Genomic DNA, 21,264 nt, shown 5'->3' with positions numbered 1-21,264 from the left:
GCTAGCTTAAAGTGGTCCCGCAATGCGGGACCACTTTTTTAGTTTTGGGGCATACCGGTCTGCTCGATGATATCGGCAGGCAGTGGCAGGGCATAGCGTGGAGAGTTCGGTGAGAGCGTATAGCTTACCCCGCCTACTTCTCTTGTCAGGCTAATGCCTGCACCTTCCCTATTCAGTCGCTTGATGTCCATCCACCTCAAATTGCGCATCAGCAAAGTTTTGCGGCGTTCCAGCCTGATCAGCGCCAATGCTTCCGCTTTATGCTGTACCGTCAAATCCACAAAGTTGGCCGCCGCGCGCCATCTCCTGCGCAAAAAGCCATTGAGTACCTGCATCCCTTCGGTTTCCCTATCCAACCAGGCCAGACATTCTGCCTGGGTCAATATCAACTCATCTACCGCCAGACCCGAAAACTGCACAAAGGCCTGGGCAGTATAGTTGCCCTTGAAGCGCGATCCGCTGGCATCTGTCGTAAAATAGGCAGTCCGCCTCAGGTCGTCAGCGTGATAGCTTTGATAGAGCGCCGGCGCAATGTTCGCCCTGTTCTGCCCGTGCAGCGAAAAGCCGCCCGAAATCTCGGCATAGAAGATGATCTCCTTGTTGAAGGGTTTGAAGGGTACCGCGGCCGACAGACTGTTCAGGTCGGGATCAGCATTGTAGTCCATCAGCGACGACTTCAGTCCCAGTGCCGCCTCGCTGGCCTGCAGGGCCCTGCCGTAATCGCGCAGGTAAAGCTGCGTCCTGGCCAACAGCGCCAGTGCCGCCACCCTAGAGGGGCGATAGGGATGCACCGGCAGAGTGGGCAACAGGTCTATACTGGCTTGGAGATCATCAACAATGGCCTTGTAACAATCCGATACGCTTGCCCTTACCGAAGGCACGTTGAAATCCGATGTCCTGCGCAGCACGATACCCAGCTCACGATCGCTACTTGCCGGATCATAGGCCAGTCCATATTCGCCCAGCAGCAGCAGTTCATAAAAGGCACGAAAGAAGAGTGCCGAACCTTTCGCCCGGTCCCAGGCCTCGGCATTGCCCGCCGTCCGATCCACCTTCTCGATGAGCTCCAGGGCCAAATTGGCATTGTAGATGCAGCGGTAGCTCCTGGCCCAATCGTTGCCAAAACGATAATAGGGATTCTTCCAGAGATAGACTTCTTTGCCCAGATCGCCATACACGTCGAGGTTGGCAGGGCTCAGTACATAATCATCGGCCGAACTTTCACCAAAGGATGGGGTGGCCAGCAGGTTCATCACCGCCGCATCGTCCAACATTCCCTGGATATCGGCCAGGCTCTTGGGCACGACCAATTTGGCGTCGGACTTCACGTCCAAAAATTTCTTGCAGCCCGTATGTGCCAGGCCAAGGGCCAGTAGCAACAGGGCCATATAGTGTTTTGTTTTCATATCGTATTTTTAAAATGAACCCCTAAGACCGAAGGCAAACTGCCTGGCCGGGGGAACCTGGTTATTGTAATCTGGATCAAGTCCCAAGTGGTTCCTTCGCCAAAGGATGCCGCCCTGTTGTAAAGCCGTAAAAATTTCTAGCTGGCGAAGGCCCAAACCCCAATTGGCCACCTGTGGGTTCCAGCCCAACTTGAGGTAGCCGAGCCTGATGTGGTCAGCCCTTTGGGCATGGACCGCGGCCGCAGTATAGAAGCTCTCCCTGTTGTTGTTGATCGGATAGACCATGGCCGGGACCTCGGTCTTCAGCTCATCCCCTGGGGATTGCCAGCGACTAGCATAATCGGCATGGGAGATCCCATTGGAGATCAGCGAGCTGTAGTTGATCGACTGCTTCATGAACCAGTAGGCCAGCTTATAGTTGATGTTGACCGAAAGTCTCCACTCGCCGTAGCGGAAGGTATTGATCACTGATCCGAAATACAGGGGCGAAGATCTGCCGATATAGTCCAGGTTGGCCCCGCTGGCACGGGCCTCGTTGACGATGGCGGTATAGTTGGTACTCAACTGTCCGTTGAGATAGCCCTGGGGATTTCCCGAAGCGTCCAATCCGCCCCAGCGATAGGCGGCGATGGCGTACATTGGCTTCCCGATCACTGGCGAGATATAGTTGCCCGAGTTCAAGAGTTCGGCCAGGTCCGATCCCGAGTTTCGGTAGTACTTCGTCGTCTTGCTCTCGCTCCTATTGAAGAACAGGTCGATCTGCCAGCCCAGCCCTCCGGTCAGCACCTTCCCATGGAGTTCCATGTCGATGCCCCTACCCGCCATGGCGGCCACGTTGCGGGACAGCACGCCGCTCTGTCCCCAAGTGGTATAATCATAGGGAGCCGTACCATAAAGATCGGTTCCCTTTTTGATAAAATAGGAAAGCGTTCCACGCAGCCTGTCGGCCCTGGTGGCAAAGTCCACTTTCAGGTCCAGCTGCGACAACTGCTCCCATTTCAGCTCGGGATTGTTGATCGTGGCAATGCGCGTGGCAGGTAGGCCGCTCACCGGATTGGTGATATAGGCGGCGATGGGCAGGGCGGTCCTGCTCAGGTCTACGTTGCCACTGTGCCCATAGGTCGCCTTCAGGCGAAGTTCGGGAAGCCAGGATACCGCAAAGAACCCTTCGTTTGATACCGTCCAGCCAAGGCCCGCAGACCATAGGGGCTTCCAGCGGTCATTGGCATTGGCCCCGAAAATATTCGAGCCGTCCTGGCGGACACTGCCCGAGAATTGGTACTTGCCCCGAAAGCTGTAGCCGATGTTGCCGTAAAAACTCAAGAACCTGTAATGGGTGGACGTAGCTGAAGGAGCGCCGTTGATGCGGCTATTACTCTTGCTCAAAAACTCGGGATAGGTATTGACCACGTCGGCCGCAGCGAACATCAATGGATCGGGCTGGTAGCCAAAAAGGCTATGGCCGTTACTCTGGGTCTGCACGCCTCTGCCCTCCGATCCAAGGATGGCATTGAGGCTATGGGCGCCAAGCCTTTTGTCCAGCGTCAGCTGTGCCCTTGCTGTCGAGGAGGAGACCTCCGAGGAGCGCATGCGCAGGATACCGCCCTTGGGCACAATGTATTTGACAATTCCGGTGGTATAATTGTACTGGCTGTAGGTATTGACCAGGTCGCGGGCGGCATAACTTTCTAGGCTGCTGTGGCCGTCCTGTGCGATGGACTGCCTTTGCTGCTGATAGGCCAGGTCCAGTTGCAGAAAGCTGGTCAACTTATATTTCAGTCCCAAACTACCCATCAGCTCTTCCCTTTTCAATACGGTCCGGTCGTGCAGATAGTCGCTCAGCGGATAGTATTTCCAGTCGAGCAGTTTGCCGCGAGCTGCCGTATCGGTATAGGCGCCGCGATAGGTCCTGTCCAAATGGATAGGCTGGCCATCGGCGTTCCGGAAACTGAGGTAGGCGGGCCTTCTGCCGCCGACGGTAAAACTATCAAATTCCGGTCTGCCGTTCTCCGAACGGGCGGAGGTGTAGCTGGTAAGCAGGTTGATGCTCAGTTTTTCACTGAGCTTGAAATCAGTATTCAGTTTAAGGTTCAGCTTGTCATTGGGTGCGTAATTCTGTCCCAGCGCCCGATCATAACCGGCCGAGAGAAAATAGCTGTTGCGGGCACTTCCGCCCCGAAGGTTCAGCCCGTACTGCTGGGTCAGCGCACCGCGATAGAATTCATCCAGGTAACTGCGCCTTTTGTCCTGGCTAGCTAACCAGTCCAGTTGTGCTTCCAGCTGGGTAGTAGTCAGTTTACCCTGCCTTTGCTGTAGCATCAGTTCCACCGCTGGGGGTAGTGCGCGAAAAGGTGTCCGGGTGATCTGGCTGTCAAAGTAGCCCTTGGCAAAGAGCATCCTTTCTACTTCGATGTAATCCCTGCTGTCCATTTGGCTCAGGGCGAAAAGGTCGGGTTTGGTCTCGGCCAAAAGGTTGACGTTAAAGGCCACCTGCAGGGCCTGGTTGAGCTTTCCCTTTTTACTGGTGATCACAATCACGCCATTGCCTGCCCTGGCGCCCCAGATGGAAGCGGCCGAGGCGTCCTTGAGGATACTGACGTTTTCGATCTCATTGGGGTTGATGTTGGCGATGTCCCCTTCATAGATGAAACCATCGAGCACGATCAGCGGATCCAGTGGGCCTTCGATGGTGCCCAATCCACGTATGGAAATATTGGTCTTGTTCTGGGCGTTGTTGGGGGTACGTCCGGTGTTCAGCAGCAGGCCGCTGCTCTGGTCGAGGATGCGGCTGAGGATATTGGTACCGACGGTGGCGTTGATGGCTTTTTCGGAGATGACCGAAACCGAGCCGTTGATCTCGTTGGGCCTGACGGTCTGGTAGCCGGTCTGCACGACCACTTCCTGTAGCTGCTCGGTGGCAGGTTCCAGCTTAAGGGATAGCTGGCCGCCGGCATCGATGATCCTTACCAGTTCCCGATGGCCGATGGCGGTGAAACGAAGGGTATCTGGCAGCTTTTTCAAGGATAGGCTATAGCTGCCGCTTTCATCGGTAATGGTCATGCCATTGTGCCTACTGCGGATGGTGGCCGAGATGGACTGGCCATCGAGATTGCTGATCTTGCCGCTCAGGGTGGCGGGCTGTTGGGCGCTGCTGCCCATGGCAAGGAAGATCAGGGTGAGCATCCATAGGATTGGATGCTGAAGATGGTATTTTGCTATTCTAGCTTTCATGGCTATTCTCCTTCTTTGGGTCGCTAGCTGCTGTGGGGTGAATGCGGTGGATCATCGGTGAACTGTATTGGCTTGGGATCGCGTGTCGATGGGTTTGGTCCATGCTGTTATTACTTCGGGGTGTTTGATTGAGCGCTGTGCTGTCCTTTGAGGTATCATTGTCGTTAGCGCTGGGCTGTTTTTGTTTGTGGTTCTGTTTTGGGCTGGCTGGGCTGTATTTGCCCATGGGTGTTTTCTGGTCGGCTGGCTGGTAGCCTGCTTTGAGGGGCAGGTTGAGCTGTTGGCCTGCGACGAATTTTTCGATGTTGTCTTCGGTGATGGCTGCTGGGCCGGTGATGGCCTTGACTTTTCTGTCGTAGCCGATCCAGAGGTAATGTGGGATGCTGCCCTTTAAATAGAGCTGTCTGGTCTGGGCGTTGCCGATGATGATGGGCAGGCTGAAGTTGGGATTGTCCTTTTTGAAGGTGTTGAGGAAGGTCTGGATCTTGGCCCTGTCGTCCCTGTTGGAGTTGTTGATGAGCAGGAACTGGAGGTTCTTGTGTTTGTCCTGTAGTTGCTGGCTGTGGGGAAAGGCTTGGATGCAGCTGCTGCACCAGGTGGCCCAGAAGTCTAGGATGATGACCTTGTTCCTAAAGTCGGAGAGTTTGGCCTGAGCTGTGGGATGGTTCAGGAGCTGGTCGAAATGGAGATCTGGGACCTTGTCGCCGATCTGGATGGGGCGTTCGCTAGCTTGGTGCTGTGCCTGTAAAGGGGCAAAGTTTGGGCAAAGCGCTGCCAGGACGATGGATATCGTTATTTTTTTGAGCATGATGCTGGTTAGTTTAGGGCGCGCTGCTAGCTGCTTTGGGCCGGTTGATATTTGGTGAGCTGATCGGAAAACCTGCCACCGAATTAATTAACCTAAATTTCCAATGGAATATGGTGGCAGGTTTGGGTTGTGGGTTAGACGGGGTTCTTGGGTTTCAGGGCGTAGAGCCTGTCGAAGGAATAGAAGGATTGGGGTTTCATAGCTTCGTTGTTGAAAAAAAATGAGACAAAAACCAGCCCTCCAGCGTGTTTCAAGTGCTGCTACGGAAAACCGTATTGCTTATTAGGGAAAAGTTGTCTACCTTAGAATTACGACAAACCAAGAAGTGCAACTTATGGCCCGTAAGCTATAAGGGCTGGTAACCAAACAAAATGTAAACCGATCTAAAAATTTGTGGTTCGCTCTCACGCACCCTCCTGTTTTTATTGGCTCCTTTTATTTGGAATTTCTTAGCACGCTACGTTGGTGAACAGATTTTGTTCTTTAGAATAATGGATTGGAAATACCTGTATCCTACCTCCTTGAGGTAATGATACATGACGAGGATTAATTTTTTCGTTGGCATAACGGATTAATAATTTGGTTATTTAACGAGGTGCACCCGAAAAGCAAGAGAAGAAAACCGAATTGGTGAAAAATCAATAAGGCGAAACTCAATGCTTTTGGACGTGGTACCGCTAAGAACCGCACAAACCTAGGCTTGTGTTCCACAAAAGACTGACATGAGTAACGCCCTATTGAATAAGTATCGCGAAGATAGCAAAACTCAATAGATATGGCGAACTCACGATCGGCTCATGTGGAAAGTTTAGCGGTTTTCGTCCATGAGTGACATCGTAAAAAGCAAGGCCTAACCCCGCTCTATTTTGTCGCTATAATTAACTGATAACAAATATAATAAAGTTCGCACCAAAAGCAAACTTTATTTAGATTTTTTTTTAGATAGATGGGAAGAAAAACTACTAAAGACACCTTAAAAATCAATCAAATAAAAGAGATTACAAAAAATGTAGGAGCTTCCTCTCGTTTGATTTCGCTTTGGGTTGACGTAGATTATACAACAGTAAGTAGTTGGAATTCGAATACATCCCAACCCAACTATGAAAATCTTAATGAAATAGGTGAGCTTTTAGAAGAAGACAATGGAAATCTCCTTGCATCTCAAGGTCGTAAAAACACAGGACTTGCGAAGGCCCTAGAAAACGAACTACAAAGGTTGCACAAAGAGGAAGGTTTACTTTATGAAGTTGAGCAATTGGATAAGAAAAAAGGGAAAAGTGTTAAGGTAAATAATCCTGAATTGATTAAGAGGCTGAAGGACTTTGCGGAGAGGTATAAAATTAAATAAAATAGATAAGGCAGCATTTAGGAAATGTTTGTATGCAATTTTCACTAAAAAGACTATATCCTTCGATCAATGAATTATATCTATAGACTACTACTTACATTCAATGCTACATCATTAATATTGGTTATTTTTTTGATAAAAGAAGAAGTGACATTAAATGTCTTACATGAAAAACTAAATAACTTACCTCATTATATTTCTTATATAACATACTTTTTTATTCCGATTGTCTTAACTTATTTGAGCTTATACATTTCAAAGTTTCTTGGTAATTCAAATATTACCAAAGGATCAATTACAGAAGTAGAAAATGCTAACAATGCCTTTTTACCAAGCTATTTAGGGTATTTTTTCGTTGCTCTAAGCGTTAATAACTGTGAAACATTAATTTTTGTATTCGCAATTCTTTTTGTGTTTACTTTTTTGTCACAAACGCTATACTTCAATCCTTTGTTCTTAATATTTGGCTACCACTTTTACAATATATCAACAAATAATAAGGCAAAATTATTTGTGATTACTAAGAATGAGATTAACAAAGTTGATGATATTGAATTTACAAAACTGAAGCGTATAAATAATTTCACTTTCATTGACAAAATCAAATAATTATGAATTATCTAATAGCAAAAAAGAAAAAAACCAAAAACACCTATTATTTAGTTTTGTCACAAGAGAATAGAATTTACGAAATTCCAAATGACCTATTAAATATCAAAGCTTATGAAACAAATTATAAGCTAGAAGATGATGAATGGTTTGGAATAGAGAATTTTAGCAATACAAACTATAGTATTCCATTATTAACGCAAGATTTCAACAGCGCTGAACATCATCAAATTGGAAACAATCAATATAATACGGTTAAGTTTTTTTGCACTTTTCAAGATGATGATGATTACTGTTTTCAAAAATTCATATATAGCAATATAATTTCGAAAAAATGGATCTCATTAAGCGGAGAACCGGAGATTAAAGTAAATGAACCAATTTTAATTTTGAAAACAATCCCTGATGCTATTTACAAAAAGTCCACTGACACTTTATACTTTAAAAATTTGAGCGATGTAAAGTCTATTTTTCCAGAAGTGATAGAATTATATAAAGAAGCGACAGATGAAGAAACAGAAAACTTTTTAAATAGCGAATTTATAAATTTAAATGACGGTTTTGACAAGACTAAAGTAAATTCCGCGAATAGGAAGAGAATTTCTATGGCGATCGAAACATTAGCTAATCTTGAGGAAGAGCATAAACTGCAAATACATAGTTATATCAAAGATTACTGCCCTGAATTAGAATTTTCTGATGAACACAATACATTTAATATTGGAACTGAAGAGCATTTAAAAAATTTAATCTTTGGTATTGAACAACGCTTTTATACGACAATTGTAGGAAATGAAAGAAGATTAGCAAATTCCGTATCAAAACTCCAAAATTAAAAAGGCTTTCTACAATATTTATACGGAATTGGCAGGTTACTGCCAAATTCAATTATAGATCTTATTTAAACTTTCGTTTATCATGTAAGCAAAAATTCAGAAAGAGAATTGGAGTGATTGCTACCGAAAAACTAAATAAATATCTAGACTTCTTAAGAAGCTCGATTAACTAAAATAAATAATTCAATCTCCGTTTAATGAAAGACAACCATAAATTAGCGTTGTATATTTCATATTATCTCGCAAAATATGATAAAATTGCTTTAAGCAATTTAGGTTACAAGACTTGGAATAGTGCATTCGAAGATGTGAGTTCAAAGCTTAATATCAACATCAATTCAGTTAAAAATTGGAGGGATGAATTTGATCCTCTTTTTGAACATAGAGCGGGATGGCATCAAAGACCTATGAGCTTAAGCAGAGTGATCATCGCTCAAGCTTTAGAAAATCTTTCTGAGCTTCAAATTAGAGAGATTGTAAAAGACATACTTTCTGGAGATATCTATAAAAATGATGAAGAATTAAGAAGCCTTTTGACCATCATCAACGAGTATGATCACAAAGAGCAGAGAGATTTTATTATAAGAACTCCTACTGGAAAAGCTGCAGAAAATTTCTTTATCGATTACCATTCAAGAACAGATGCACCAATGGCTGGAGAACTCATTGACGTTAGAGACTTTGGGGTAGGGTATGATTTTAAAATCCAGACAAATGAAGCTGAGTTTTACATAGAAGTAAAAGGTCTATCAGGTGAAAAAGGAGGAATTCTTTTAACTGATAAAGAATGGGCAATGGCTAATGAAAAACGAGAAAATTATTTCCTTTGTATCATTTCCGATCTAGAAAACAAACCGAGAATAACTTTTATTCAAAATCCGGCAAAAGAGTTAAAACCTAAAAAGCACATTTACACCTCCATACAAGTCAACTGGATGGTTTCTCCAACCCAACTCAATTTACCAACAAATTAATCTTTTGAAATGAAAAATTTTATAGCCGAAACTGCAAAGCCAAAACCTAAATCTACGATAAATTCTTATCGCAGTTTTGGCTATAATCTGTCAACGGCTATAGCTGATATTATAGATAATAGCATTTCTGCAAGTGCTAAGGAAATTCGAGTTGAATATAATTGGAAAGGGCAAAATTCTTTTATTTCTATCCTAGATAATGGAAGCGGAATGAATCAGGAGGAATTGGTGATAGCTATGACGCCTGGAAGTAAAGACCCCGAAGAAGAAAGGCACGAGAAAGACTTAGGAAGATTTGGGATGGGTTTAAAAACCGCTTCATTTTCACAATGTAAGAGACTTACATGTATTACTAAAAAAGAAAACTATAACCTTATTAAACGGTGTTGGGATATCGATTTTATCAATGACGAAAATGAATGGTTTCTTTTAGATTTTATTTCGGAAAGCTCTTTTTTAGATGTTATTGACAAGCAATTGTCTGGTACTTTAGTTTTATGGGAGAAGTTGGATAGAATTGTTGGTAACGCTGATATAAACAATGAGGCAGTTAAACATGCCTTCTACCAAGAAATGGAAGTTGTAAGAAGTCACTTAGCACTCGTTTTTCACAAATTTATTGAAGCAAAAAAGATTAAGATTTATTTTCAAAATGAAGAATTAGAACCCATCAATCCCTTTCTACTAAATTTAGCTGCGAAGCCAGAAATGGGTTTACCAGAAACTTTCGGCAATGTAGAAATTACCTATTTCGTTTTACCACACATGTCAGAAATTGGAAAGGATGATTATGAAAAATCTGGAGGTGCTTTAGGCTGGTTTCAGCAACAAGGATTTTACGTATACAGAGGAGATAGATTACTAGTGGCTGGGGATTGGTTGGGATTAGAGAAGAAAAGGGATTATTCTAAGCTGTCGCGTATTGCAGTAAATTTTTCTAATGCTAATGATTTTAATTGGAACCTGGATATCAAAAAATCTACTGCCACTCCTCCTATTGAAATTAGAAGAGAGCTTTCTAGGATTGCAAAAATTGCAATTATGAAATCTGCAAAAATTTATAATTGGCGAGGACAAAAATCATTAACAACATATTCAGAACATAGCTACGAGCCTCTTTGGAAAGATGAAGTAACTAGAGAAGGAATTAAGAAATATCGAATAAATAAAAAACATCCGATTATCATCTCGCTACTTAGCGAAAAAAATAAATTGTTAACCAAAGCCTTAAAATTACTCGAGGAAAATGTTCCTATTGAATTAATATTAAGTAATCAAAATGAAGATCCGGCTTTTCACGAGTTAGAAAAGCATAACGACATACCTAGCGACGAGCTGATCAATTTAGCTGTAGAACTTTATCAAATTTATTTAGCACAAGGAATTCCAGAATCATTAGCTAAGCAACAATTGATGAACTCTACTCCTTTTAATCTATTTCCACTAATTAACAACTACCTAAAATGAGCACCTTATTACAATCTGCAAGAGCAATTTCCCATACACTACTAGCATTACATCAAGGAGAAATTACCGATGACATTCTGTTAAATGTTATCGAAAAAGCCTCAGCTATCAACATTATTGATGGACAAACTTTGGATAAGCAAGAATTATTTGAAATTCTTCGTGCCGATTTCAGTATTGGTAAAGGAGCAATTACCGAACTTTATGACAAAGACGTAACGCCTTGGTTAAATGATGAAAAAGCAAATATCAAGTTTGATTTATGGAATAGGTATAAGCTTTATATGGCAGAAAACGATCCATCTTTTCCAGTGAACGATTTAGATGATTTTACAGATAAAATTTTAGATAAGTGTATAAATCCCAAAGACAGTAATTCTTGGGATAGACGTGGAATGGTGGTGGGCCACGTGCAATCTGGAAAAACGTCTAACTATGTGGGATTAATTAATAAAGCTACGGATGCTGGATATAAGGTTATAATTATAATTGCTGGAACAATTAGCTCTTTAAGGAGACAAACACAAGAAAGGATAGATTCAGGATATATTGGTAGAAATAGTTCTGCATTTATCAATAACAAAGGAGAAAATAAAATTATCGGGGTTGGTAAATACAAAGTAAATACCGACATCTACTCATTAACTTCTTCATATTACAAAAATAATGATGAAGGGGATTTTAGTCAATCTATAGCAAATAGATTAAATATTCCTATTGGTAAAAATCCAGTAGTATTTGTAATCAAGAAAAATAAAAGCATTCTCGAAAACCTGATAGATTGGTTTGCAAAAGATGTGAATGCAAAAATTGTAGATGGCTCGCCAAAACTTTTCAACGTTCCTGTTCTAATTATTGATGACGAGGCAGATGCAGCATCGGTAAATGCTTCAAAAAGTATCGAAGATATAAAAACCATCAATCGATTAATTAGAACGCTGCTAAACTTGTTCAACCAAAACACTTTCATAGGCTATACCGCTACACCTTATGCAAATTTGTTTATTTCACAAGAGCATAATGATGAGTTAAAAACTTTTGTAAAAAACAAGGAATATAAAATTGGAGAAGATTTATTTCCGCGAGATTTTATTATTAATATTAAAGCACCAACAAATTACTTTGGTGCCGCAAAAGTATTTGGATTTGAAAACATTAACGGGGAAGAAAAGGAACCTTTGGATATTTTCAGAGAAATCGATGATTTCGATCCTCCTTTCTTTAAAACGATAAATAAATCCAACAAAGAGGATTTACCAGAATACCTTCCCCCCAGCCTAGAAAAGGCAATAAAATCATTTATTCTAACCTGTGCAATTCGTAGGTTGAGAGGGCATGAAAAAAAACATAATTCGATGCTTGTTCACGTAGCTTTGCTAGTAAAATGGATTGATAGGGTTGCTTACTTGGTAAATGCAAAAGCTAAAGAATTTGCAAATGCAATCAATAGTGAAGACAAAAGCATCTTAGAAGAACTGAGAATAATATACGAAACCGACTTTGTTCCAACTACTGATAATATCTTAGACAACCTAGATTACAAAGACATCCGAATTAAGCAACATTCTTGGGAAGAAGTTAAGAAGGAGTTAAAAAAGGCAGCATCAAAAATTGATGTTCGTGCTGTTCATGGCACTCGATCTACAACAAATTTGGAATATCACAATATTGAGGAAATTGATTATGGCCGCTACGAGCAAGGCTTATCTGTGATTGCCGTTGGCGGAAGTAGATTGTCTAGAGGGATCACATTGGAAGGCTTGTCTATAAGCTATTACCTGAGAACTACAAAAATGTACGATTCGTTGATGCAAATGGGTCGCTGGTTTGGCTACCGTCCTGGATATGTAGATTTATGTAGGTTATACACCACTGAACAAATTTTTGAATGGTTCAATCATATTACGATGGCAACCGAAGAGATGAGAAATGATTTTGATGAAATGACAGCATCGCATCAACGTCCAAAAGATTTTAGATTAAAAGTACGAAATCATCATGGACTAATGACTATTACAAGCTTAGCTAAAATGAATTTCTCAAAAAACATAGAGATATCATTTTCGGGAACCAACCCCCAAACCTATCAACTGCTTAAGACAAAATCTGCAATTGAAAATAATTTCAAAAACTTTCAATCTCTGTTGGACATTGGCAATAAACCATTTGAAATAATCAAACATAAGGAAAGCGACGATATTCCAAGATATGTTTTAATTAAAGATTTTGATAAAGAGAAAATAGCAACGTTTTTAGACAATTTCAAAATCGATTTATTGCGAGTAAAAAATGCACGTTTGGGAAATTATGTTTTGACCCAAACTGAAATCAGAGAATGGTCGGTTGCAATCGTTTCAAATACTGACAGCGAAGTTTTTATTGATTTTAAAGGTGGTTCAAAAAAAGGAGAACGAGCAAAAAATGCGAAAGTGGAAACTTATGAAATTAAAATTGGTAACCAGAACGTCGAACTAGCATGTACTATTCGTAACCAACAATCATTAAGAGATGGAGAGTATTATTTAATTTCTAAAAACCAAATTGATGATACAGTTGATAGACAAGTTGATTTGAATGTTTCAGATTTGAAAAAAAACGAAGACATTAAAATTCAAAGAGAAAGAGAAAAAAAAGGTTTGCTTTTAATTTATGCGTTAGACGAAAGAGGAACACCGAATGTAAATAATGGAATTCCGATAATTGGTTACAGTCTTCATTTTCCGAAAATTGAAAATGAAGTTAAAACTTCATATACCACCACAATTTTCGCCGGTTTTGATGAAGAACCACAAGACGACGACGATTCACCAAATAATGATAACGAATAGCTTATGGTAAACATCAAGTCAATCTGGGAAGCCCAGAAACCAACAGGCGATTTCATTATAAAAACAAGACTTGAAAATATCGCACATTTAAATTGCTATGCTTGCACCAACAATATAACAGGACAGTATTTGTATATCATGTCTATTGCAAAAAACATGGTAATTCCTGAACTCAAAAACTATCGTTTCAAAGGTGTCGAAATATTTTCTTTTGAAACTGATAGCTCCCTTGAATTGAATATTCATCTGATAGATAATGAATTGAAAGATATCTTTACATTGTTTATTCAAAACATCATAGAAGATATTATAGCAACAACTTCAGAAAATGAAGCGCTAATTACGACCTTAAATGTAATTTTTAAATGGAAAAGGCTATTTGATAAAATTAGCTTTAGTGGAATGTCTCCTGAATATCAAAAGGGTTTAATAGGAGAACTTATTTTTATCAATTACTTAATTGACAAAAATTTGCCTATTGAAAAAATATTAGGCGCTTGGACAGGTCCTGAACAAGATGATAAAGATTTTAGATTTGGGGATATTGGCATTGAAATAAAACTCACTTCATCAAAGCACCCAAGTCTAAAAATCACAAATGAGAGGCAGCTAGACTCTCAAAATGTCAACAAGCTCTATCTTATTCTTTATTCTGTTGAAATTGTAAAAGAAAATGGTTCTTCTTTGAACTCTTTGATTTCTCAAATAAGAGATAAATTATACATAGAGTTAGACAAACTCAAATTCTTTAATGAAAGATTATTACTTTTAGGTTATTTAGATGATGACAACGAATATTATAACACGATGTATTCCATCATACAGATATATAGCTATCACATTAATCCGAATTTCCCTAGAATTATAAAGTCTCAACTTCCAACAGGAGTTTATAACGCCTCCTACTCAATCGAACTTTCTGCAGTTGAAAAATTTAGAATTGAACCAGACATGATAATAAATTCATTTAATTAATGGAAAGAGCTCTTACTAACTATATTGAAGAATTAAAATCAGATGTAGCATCACTAGTTTATTCCGATGGTGAAGGCGCCAGCTTTGAAGATAAATTTACAGAGTGTTGTATTGAAGTGCTTGAGAAAATTGGAAAATCCGAAGGAGCAAGAGTATTATCATATGTACACCCTAATAGCCAAGGCGGGGTAGACTGGAAAATAAATGGTTATTGTCTAAAAGATCAATTTAAAGATGATAGCAATAGGAGCTATTTCGAGACTTTAGATCTATTTATTACTTATTATAGAAATGATAGTTATGAATACAATATTACTCAAGCCGATTATACTAAATCCCTCAACCAAATAAAGAAATTTATTAATGGAGCTTTAAAAAGACACATAGATTATCTAGATCATTCACATACAGAGTTAATAGAACTCATTAAAATCATTTCAAAACAAGGTAAAGACTTTGACAGGATAAATATTTTTTTCCTAATTAATGGCTTTTCAAATCATGATAAAGAGCAACTGGAAATAAATGATATCAATGTATTCGTACATACTTGGGATATCAACAGGTTATTTAAAATTAATGAGGCTAACAGTATTCACGAGCCTATAGAAATAGAATTTGAAAAATTTAGCACAAATGGAGAAGGGCTTCCTTGCTTAAAGGTTCCGACAATAGATGAAACATATGACTGTTATTTAGCTATTGTTCCTGGAATAGTTTTAGCAAAACTTTATGCAGAATTTTCTAACGAGTTATTGGAAAGCAATGTTCGATCTTTTCTAGGCCAAGCTGGGAAATTCAATAAAGGAATACGTGATACTATCCAGGATAAACCTCATATGTTTTTACCATATAACAATGGGATAACTGCAACCGCTGAAAATGTTACGACTGCCTTTGTGGGCGATCAATTGGTGATCACCCATTTAAATGATTTTCAAATTGTTAATGGCGGACAAACAACGGCGTCCCTTTATCATACTCAAAAAAAATACAAAGATGCTGATTTGAACAAAATTTTCGTTCAAATGAAACTCACGGTTATTAAGGATAAGGAGAAAAAAAATGAAGAAGTTCCTAATATTGCGAGATTTGCAAATAGCCAAAATAAGGTAACTGAATTAGACCTATCTTCTAACAATCCTTACTTTGTTCAAATAGAAAATCTTTCTAGAAGAAAATATGTTGTTAACCCGGAAAATAGAAATCAATCGATCTTATGGTTTTTTGAACGAGCAAGTGGCCAATACAGGGAGACGCTTAACAAACAAACGTTAAGTCAGCAAAAAAAGTTTAAAGAACAAAATCCAAATAATTTTAAATTTGTTAAATCAGATGTAGCCAAATACATTAACATTTGGGATTTACAACCTCATCATGTATCTCTTGGTTCTCAAAAGAACTTTATCCATTACACGAAAAAAATTGAGGATTTAGTTAAAAAGAATAAGCTACCAGGCGAAAACTTTTATAGAAAACTAATCGCTAACGCAATCATTTTTAAATCTGTGGACAAGCTTTTTGGCAGAAAGAATGTGGATGCAATTGGCGATACTAACTTAAAGTCATTTACTGTAGCTTATACCGTTTCTTATTTCCACTACTTGACTAAGAATAGAATTGATCTGTGGAAAATTTATGATAATCAGAAGACTGATGAAGAATTGGATGGTACATTAAAAAGATTAACGATTTTTGTGTACGAGCATTTGTTAAAAGCATCTAACAACACACTATTCTCCGAGTATGCAAAAAAGGAGGCATCGTGGACAAACTTAAAAAATGCAAGTTATCCTGAGAACTTAGAAAAAACCTTAGATAGTTATCTTATTAGCGAAAAAGAAAGAGATAGTAGAGAAATTGAAAAAGAAATAGACACTAATGATCTCGAAAATGATCTGTTTACAATAAGTGAAATAAGAAAAGCAGGAGTTAAATTTTGGGATGGTTTCAGAACATATGTAGATCGAAATAAGCCAGAAGAATTTGATTATTATTTAGCTTTTGATTTACTCAAAAAAATAAAAGACGATAAAAATTTATCATCACGCGAGATTTCATTTGGAGGTAAAGTTATGAGTTATATGAAGGAAAACCCTTCATTAATAGAAACCATTAAGTCTTTATCTAAGTTAGAAGAAAACGACTCTATTGAAGTTAAATTTATTTATGATAAACTTTTACTGCTTTCTAAAGAAGAATGGAAGAGGATTATAGATGTTGCAAGTCAAACCAAAATATTCGATCATTTGGAACTTGGCAATGTGAAATCTGTTTACAACTCATTTCAAAAAAAGGAAAAGGTAAAAGAACTAGCAATAATTAAAGCTTTCAATTCTATTAAAAAACTAGAAAAGTTTAAGATTATAATTTAAAGGAGACCTTTTATCTCAGCGGCTATTCGTTGTCCTAATAGACAAGGAACAGCATTACCGATCTGCTTGAAAGCTGCCGTACGATTAGCGCCTTCTTTTACACCTTCAAAGTAAAAATCGTCTGGGAAGGACTGTAAACGAGCTGCTTCACGAACTGATATAGATCTATTTTGCAGCTCATCGGGGTGGATATAATAATGTCCATCCTTTGCGATATGCGCGACTACAGTTTGTGATGCATTTAAATCTTCCGCCACCACTTTAAACCTGTCGAAGAATGATGTTCTATTTTCATGGGTTTTTAAATGCTCTGGCAGGTCATTGTAGTTAAGACGTTCTTTTTGGTTATTCCATTTATCAACAGCAATACGATAAATCTCTTTATCTTGAACTCTATGCGGCCTAGCTATATGTTGGGTGAGCGTAATAATGCCATTACGTATATTTGCTGTTTTCAAATAATCATTATTTCCTTGAGTGTAGTCTAAGAATTTATCTCTGCCCTCACCTGCTTGTATGATAGGTAAGTCGGCAAATAAACTTGATACGCTTGCCGTTAAGCCACTGTCGTAATTATCTAAATCCGGCAGGTTAGGTATAAAGTCTTGTCGCCAGCCAATGATAATTAGTCGTCTACGTTTTTGTAATACGCCGAAGTTTTCTGCTTTAACTGAAAAGATATGAATGTTATAACCTTTTTTGTTAAAAAGCTTTTCCATGTTTTGCAAATACACTCCACCACCAGCAGATTTTAGACCTAATACGTTTTCAAACACAAACATTTTAGGTTGGTATTTCTCTAGATAGTTAGCGTATTGCACATAAAGAAAATTACGGGGGTCTTTCTTCATGTTATGCTCAGATCTAGCTCTACCAACTAAAGAATAGGCTTGGCAAGGCGGTCCACCAACAATGAGGTCTATTTCTCTGTTACCATCTAGGCTTTGATCTATTCGGTTGAATATCTCAGCGTTGTTTTCATCGCCAATACCTAAGTTGATAACAGAGTTTAATATTTCTTTAGGAATATCATTATACAACTCGGACCTAGAGATTTCACCTTTCAGATAAGAAAGGTAAGTATCAAACTGATTATTTTCTTTAAGGTGATAATAGGCTGCTCTGGTTCTTAAGGAAAAAGATGCGGCAACATCAATCTCTACGTGGGCAATAGGTTCGTAACCTGCCCTTTTGAAGCCTTCAGAAAGGCCTCCCGCGCCAGCAAAGAGATCAATATAGTTCAAGATTATAGATAAAAATGTGAAGATACAAAGATTTATATAAATCGCCTTACAATAAGAAGATTTGATCAAACTCTGGAATTCAATAGATTCTGCTTGCTGGCAGGATTATTCATTTCTCAGTATAAATTAACTTAAATTTTACGGATATAATAATTTTCTTACTGACATAGCTACATGATAAGCTAACAATGGAGGCACAGCATTTCCTATCTGTCTGAACTTAGTGGTTTGAGTTCCGAAGAATTTCATATTCATAGGAAAAGTCTGTATTAACGCTGCCTCTTCTACCGTTATCCTTCTTAGGCTATTAGGCACTGGCATGTCAGGCTGTCCCCCGTTTAATAGGTGTTGATGATAGTTACGGATCCAAGATACGACGCCGATATTATCTATCTCGGATTGGTCGACTATAGGTGTCCTATTCCCACCCATTGAAGCTGGAAGCGTAAGCGCGGGCATGTCTAGGTTCATCGGTCTACCTTGACCATTGAAAAGCATACCAGCATATGGGGATTTTCTTAGCACCGGCTTTTTAGCAGTTGTAATTTTAGCAGTACAAATTCCATCATTACCAATTTCTCCGTACCTTGGAAGTGCTTTTAGGGCGTTTCTTAAACTGATTGGTTTATCAAATGTAGTAGGGGGAATATCTGCAGGTACATAATCTTTTACTCCGATCAAAAACATCCTCTCTCTTGCTTGTGGGACACCGTAATGACTTGCATTGAGAACAAACAATCTAGTTTTGTAACCAATACTTTCTGCTTCGGCTGTCAGATTTTTCATAAGTTCTATCCAACGAGTGTTTACAGCAAGCGACTTTACATTTTCCATAACGAAACCCCTAGGTGATAAAACCTTTACCACAGACATAAAATTCCATACGTGCTTACTTCTGGGATCAGCAGGGTCCATTTTGCCGGCTATTGAAAATCCTTGGCAGGGTGGTCCTCCAATAACTAAATCCAAATCTTCGACTACCGGTAGCTGTTGATCGAGAAGATTTCCAGTGGTGACCGTATGTCCTGGCAAAACTCCGGCATAAGTTTTTGTCGCATATCGGTCAATATCGTTGGCCCACACAGGAGTAAATCCTGCTTTGCTAAATCCGATATCCATACCACCACATCCGCTAAAAAGGGAAACCATCTTTCCTATTGAAGAGGGTGTGACAAGTTGTTGAAAATCGATCATTATTCTATTTTGGAATGAGCTCCAAATTTAATCTAAAAATTTCGATAATATCGCATAATTAAAATTTTTATGAACGTCTCAACTTCGCATGAAATTCGGTTGGCTAAATGGCTTTCCTCTCTAAGGGAAGAAAAAGGTATATCACAGGAGGCCCTTGGCGTTCAACTTGCAAAGGGTCAGTCAGATATAGCAAAGATTGAAAGTGGAAATAAACGTGTCAGTGTTATCGAACTAATAGCATGGTTGGCGGCTTTGAACGTTCCAGTGGAGCACTGTCAAGAAATTTTTTCTGAGATTTACATTTCAATTTCTGGTAAACAAATCGGCTAGTATGGATATAAAGCTGGAATTTAGAGAGACGATACGCTACATGCTTCTTCCCATATCAGATCAGGGGGAGGAAAATAATTTCGAACAAGTAATGCAAATATTGGAGGAGAATGGTATAGACCAAAATTCCGCCATCGAATATTTGAAGCTACAATATGAAATATGGTCACAAGATGGTAAAATAGACAGTTTGATGAGTAATTCCATCAAACTGATACTGATCAATTCAGATGAGAAAAATGGGCAGCTTTTCGCAGATCGGTATTTTGGCATACACCAAGCACTTGTAAAAAATCCGTTCTACGATTTTGCCTTGGCAACTATTGTCCTCAGTCACCTGAAATTAATCCACAATCTTGCAAAAGAAGAGCATATGTCTGCTGCGAAAATTGCAAAGGTAATCCGCTCGATAGATTCTAGGTTGGATTCCATCACTTGGAAAGAGATTCAGCAAATATTGAAAGAACTCGATCTTTTGCCAGCATTAAAACTTGCTGATGCATCTCGAATCTACTTGGAAGATGAGGCTTTGGAAGAAGAATATTTTGCAGACGCCAGTTCAGATGATGTACTAGTCAAAATTGGAGAGGTAGCATCCAAGTTACAGTTTACCGGCTCTGCAACAAATCTGCTCAGAAAGTTATGTGATGAGCAAAACAGTCATTTACCATACTTACAGATGCTACATTACCAATGTTTGATTTCTGGAATGTATGACCATGTTCTCTCAGCCCCTTATGAATTTAGCCCACGTGGTACCGTTGCGATGGCTTTATTCGCTAAATATGATGACCTTTTACCGACCAGTAATCCTTTTCTAAACAATGCGAAGGCAGTTGATCTGCTTGATATGAATTGGGCGAATAGCAGAAAACCGAAAGAATATGAACAAGCTAAGGTTTTAGTAGAATTGCTCAGGGGAATAGATGGAATGGGTTTCGCGGCAGCACAAGAACTTGCTTCTTGGATCAGGCGGTGGTTAGTGAGGTATATTAGATTGGAAAGCAGAATAATTGTACCGATCAGTAAAACAATAAATGAAGAACAACGGATTGCAATATTGCGGACTATAATGAGTGGTCCAACTTTTACTTTTGGTATTTTGGAACAACGTTTCGTGGACGTGCTTTCTTCGGCATTACATCTGAGAGAGAATGGCTGGAGACCAAGAGGCCTGTCAGATTCTGTAAATAGTAATAACCTTTCGAAAAGGAAGCTTGGTGATAGCGATTTTCAAGATAGTACCAATTTTAAGATAGTTGCTTACGAGGGACATGGCGGTATACTATCCGATATTTATCTACAGGGCCATATTCGAACATTCAAAAGAGTTTTTCGGCTACGTACAGAGGAGCTTGAAAACATTGCTGATATTGATCAGTGGTCAATAGAAGTTGTATTTGTTGCTTACGGGTTCGAAGCAAATTTGATAGAATCATTTGAATCGGATGGTGTGACTATTAATATACGATACTTCACGTTTGAACAATTGTTTGAAAAATCGGAGTTGAACACCGACAAATTTAATGAACTATTTGATGAGCTTTTCATTGATGTTCTCAATAAAAGAGAAACGCCGACGATAGTCAGAAATAAGATTCATCAAGTCATTGATGAAGCATAGTGCAGTGTTACGCCC

15 protein-coding genes are annotated in these 21,264 nt (G+C 39.6%); 10 read left to right on the top strand and 5 right to left on the bottom strand.

Annotated elements, in window-relative coordinates:
* Positions 1-38 precede the first annotated feature (38 nt).
* The 3 genes from AC23ME_RS05110 to AC23ME_RS05100 are packed head-to-tail and all read right to left on the bottom strand — an operon-like array spanning position 39 to position 5,445.
* Positions 39-1,406, bottom strand: coding sequence for a RagB/SusD family nutrient uptake outer membrane protein (locus AC23ME_RS05110; RefSeq protein WP_487726663.1), 1,368 nt, complete (start codon positions 1,404-1,406; stop codon positions 39-41).
* 9 nt (positions 1,407-1,415) lie between these two features.
* The gene (locus tag AC23ME_RS05105) at positions 1,416-4,637 is read right to left on the bottom strand and encodes a SusC/RagA family TonB-linked outer membrane protein (protein ID WP_487726662.1); all 3,222 of its coding nucleotides are present in this window, start codon (positions 4,635-4,637) and stop codon (positions 1,416-1,418) included.
* A complete protein-coding gene (locus AC23ME_RS05100; protein WP_487726661.1) occupies positions 4,627-5,445 on the bottom strand; it encodes a TlpA family protein disulfide reductase in 819 nt (272 codons plus the stop codon). Before AC23ME_RS05100 ends, AC23ME_RS05105 begins: the two co-directional genes overlap by 11 nt.
* 946 nt (positions 5,446-6,391) lie before the next feature.
* Here AC23ME_RS05100 and AC23ME_RS05095 point away from each other — a divergent pair.
* From AC23ME_RS05095 to AC23ME_RS05060, 8 genes are all read left to right on the top strand, one after another.
* Complete coding sequence (locus tag AC23ME_RS05095) at positions 6,392-6,793, top strand: hypothetical protein (RefSeq protein WP_487726660.1); 402 nt, start codon at positions 6,392-6,394, stop codon at positions 6,791-6,793.
* A gap of 69 nt (positions 6,794-6,862) precedes the next feature.
* Positions 6,863-7,402, top strand: coding sequence for a hypothetical protein (locus AC23ME_RS05090; protein ID WP_487726659.1), 540 nt, complete (start codon positions 6,863-6,865; stop codon positions 7,400-7,402).
* A 2-nt stretch (positions 7,403-7,404) separates the two neighbouring features.
* Positions 7,405-8,238, top strand: a complete 834-nt coding sequence (locus tag AC23ME_RS05085) for a hypothetical protein (RefSeq protein WP_487726658.1) — start codon at positions 7,405-7,407, stop codon at positions 8,236-8,238.
* Positions 8,239-8,435: 197 nt separating this feature from the next.
* A complete protein-coding gene (locus tag AC23ME_RS05080) occupies positions 8,436-9,212 on the top strand; it encodes a protein NO VEIN domain-containing protein (protein ID WP_487726657.1) in 777 nt (258 codons plus the stop codon).
* Between the two features lie 9 nt (positions 9,213-9,221).
* Entirely contained in the window at positions 9,222-10,679 is a 1,458-nt protein-coding gene (locus tag AC23ME_RS05075) for an ATP-binding protein (RefSeq protein ID WP_487726656.1), read from the top strand.
* Positions 10,676-13,507: a Z1 domain-containing protein gene (locus AC23ME_RS05070; RefSeq protein ID WP_487726655.1), complete on the top strand. Its 2,832-nt coding sequence runs from the start codon at positions 10,676-10,678 to the stop codon at positions 13,505-13,507. Before AC23ME_RS05075 ends, AC23ME_RS05070 begins: the two co-directional genes overlap by 4 nt.
* A 3-nt stretch (positions 13,508-13,510) precedes the next feature.
* Positions 13,511-14,482 (top strand): PD-(D/E)XK motif protein, encoded by a 972-nt coding sequence (locus AC23ME_RS05065; protein ID WP_487726654.1) that lies wholly within the window; start codon positions 13,511-13,513, stop codon positions 14,480-14,482.
* Positions 14,482-16,857: an AIPR family protein gene (locus AC23ME_RS05060; protein ID WP_487726653.1), complete on the top strand. Its 2,376-nt coding sequence runs from the start codon at positions 14,482-14,484 to the stop codon at positions 16,855-16,857. The genes AC23ME_RS05065 and AC23ME_RS05060 overlap by 1 nt, the downstream gene beginning before the upstream one ends.
* Here AC23ME_RS05060 and AC23ME_RS05055 read toward each other — a convergent pair.
* Together AC23ME_RS05055 and AC23ME_RS05050 are read right to left on the bottom strand one after the other, a co-directional pair.
* Positions 16,854-18,101 (bottom strand): DNA cytosine methyltransferase, encoded by a 1,248-nt coding sequence (locus tag AC23ME_RS05055; RefSeq protein ID WP_487726652.1) that lies wholly within the window; start codon positions 18,099-18,101, stop codon positions 16,854-16,856. The genes AC23ME_RS05060 and AC23ME_RS05055 overlap by 4 nt on opposite strands.
* Positions 18,102-18,239: 138 nt before the next feature.
* Positions 18,240-19,295 (bottom strand): DNA cytosine methyltransferase, encoded by a 1,056-nt coding sequence (locus AC23ME_RS05050; RefSeq protein ID WP_487726651.1) that lies wholly within the window; start codon positions 19,293-19,295, stop codon positions 18,240-18,242.
* A 69-nt stretch (positions 19,296-19,364) separates the two neighbouring features.
* Between AC23ME_RS05050 and AC23ME_RS05045 the strand changes: the two genes are divergently transcribed.
* Positions 19,365-19,625: a helix-turn-helix domain-containing protein gene (locus tag AC23ME_RS05045; RefSeq protein ID WP_487726650.1), complete on the top strand. Its 261-nt coding sequence runs from the start codon at positions 19,365-19,367 to the stop codon at positions 19,623-19,625.
* Position 19,626: 1 nt separating this feature from the next.
* Positions 19,627-21,249: a hypothetical protein gene (locus AC23ME_RS05040; RefSeq protein ID WP_487726649.1), complete on the top strand. Its 1,623-nt coding sequence runs from the start codon at positions 19,627-19,629 to the stop codon at positions 21,247-21,249.
* Positions 21,250-21,264: the final 15 nt, after the last annotated feature.

Source organism: Pedobacter sp. T50_32 (assembly GCF_057652195.1).
The sequence above is the reverse complement of the archived record's forward strand: the minus strand, read 5'-3'. Positions and strand labels throughout refer to the sequence as shown.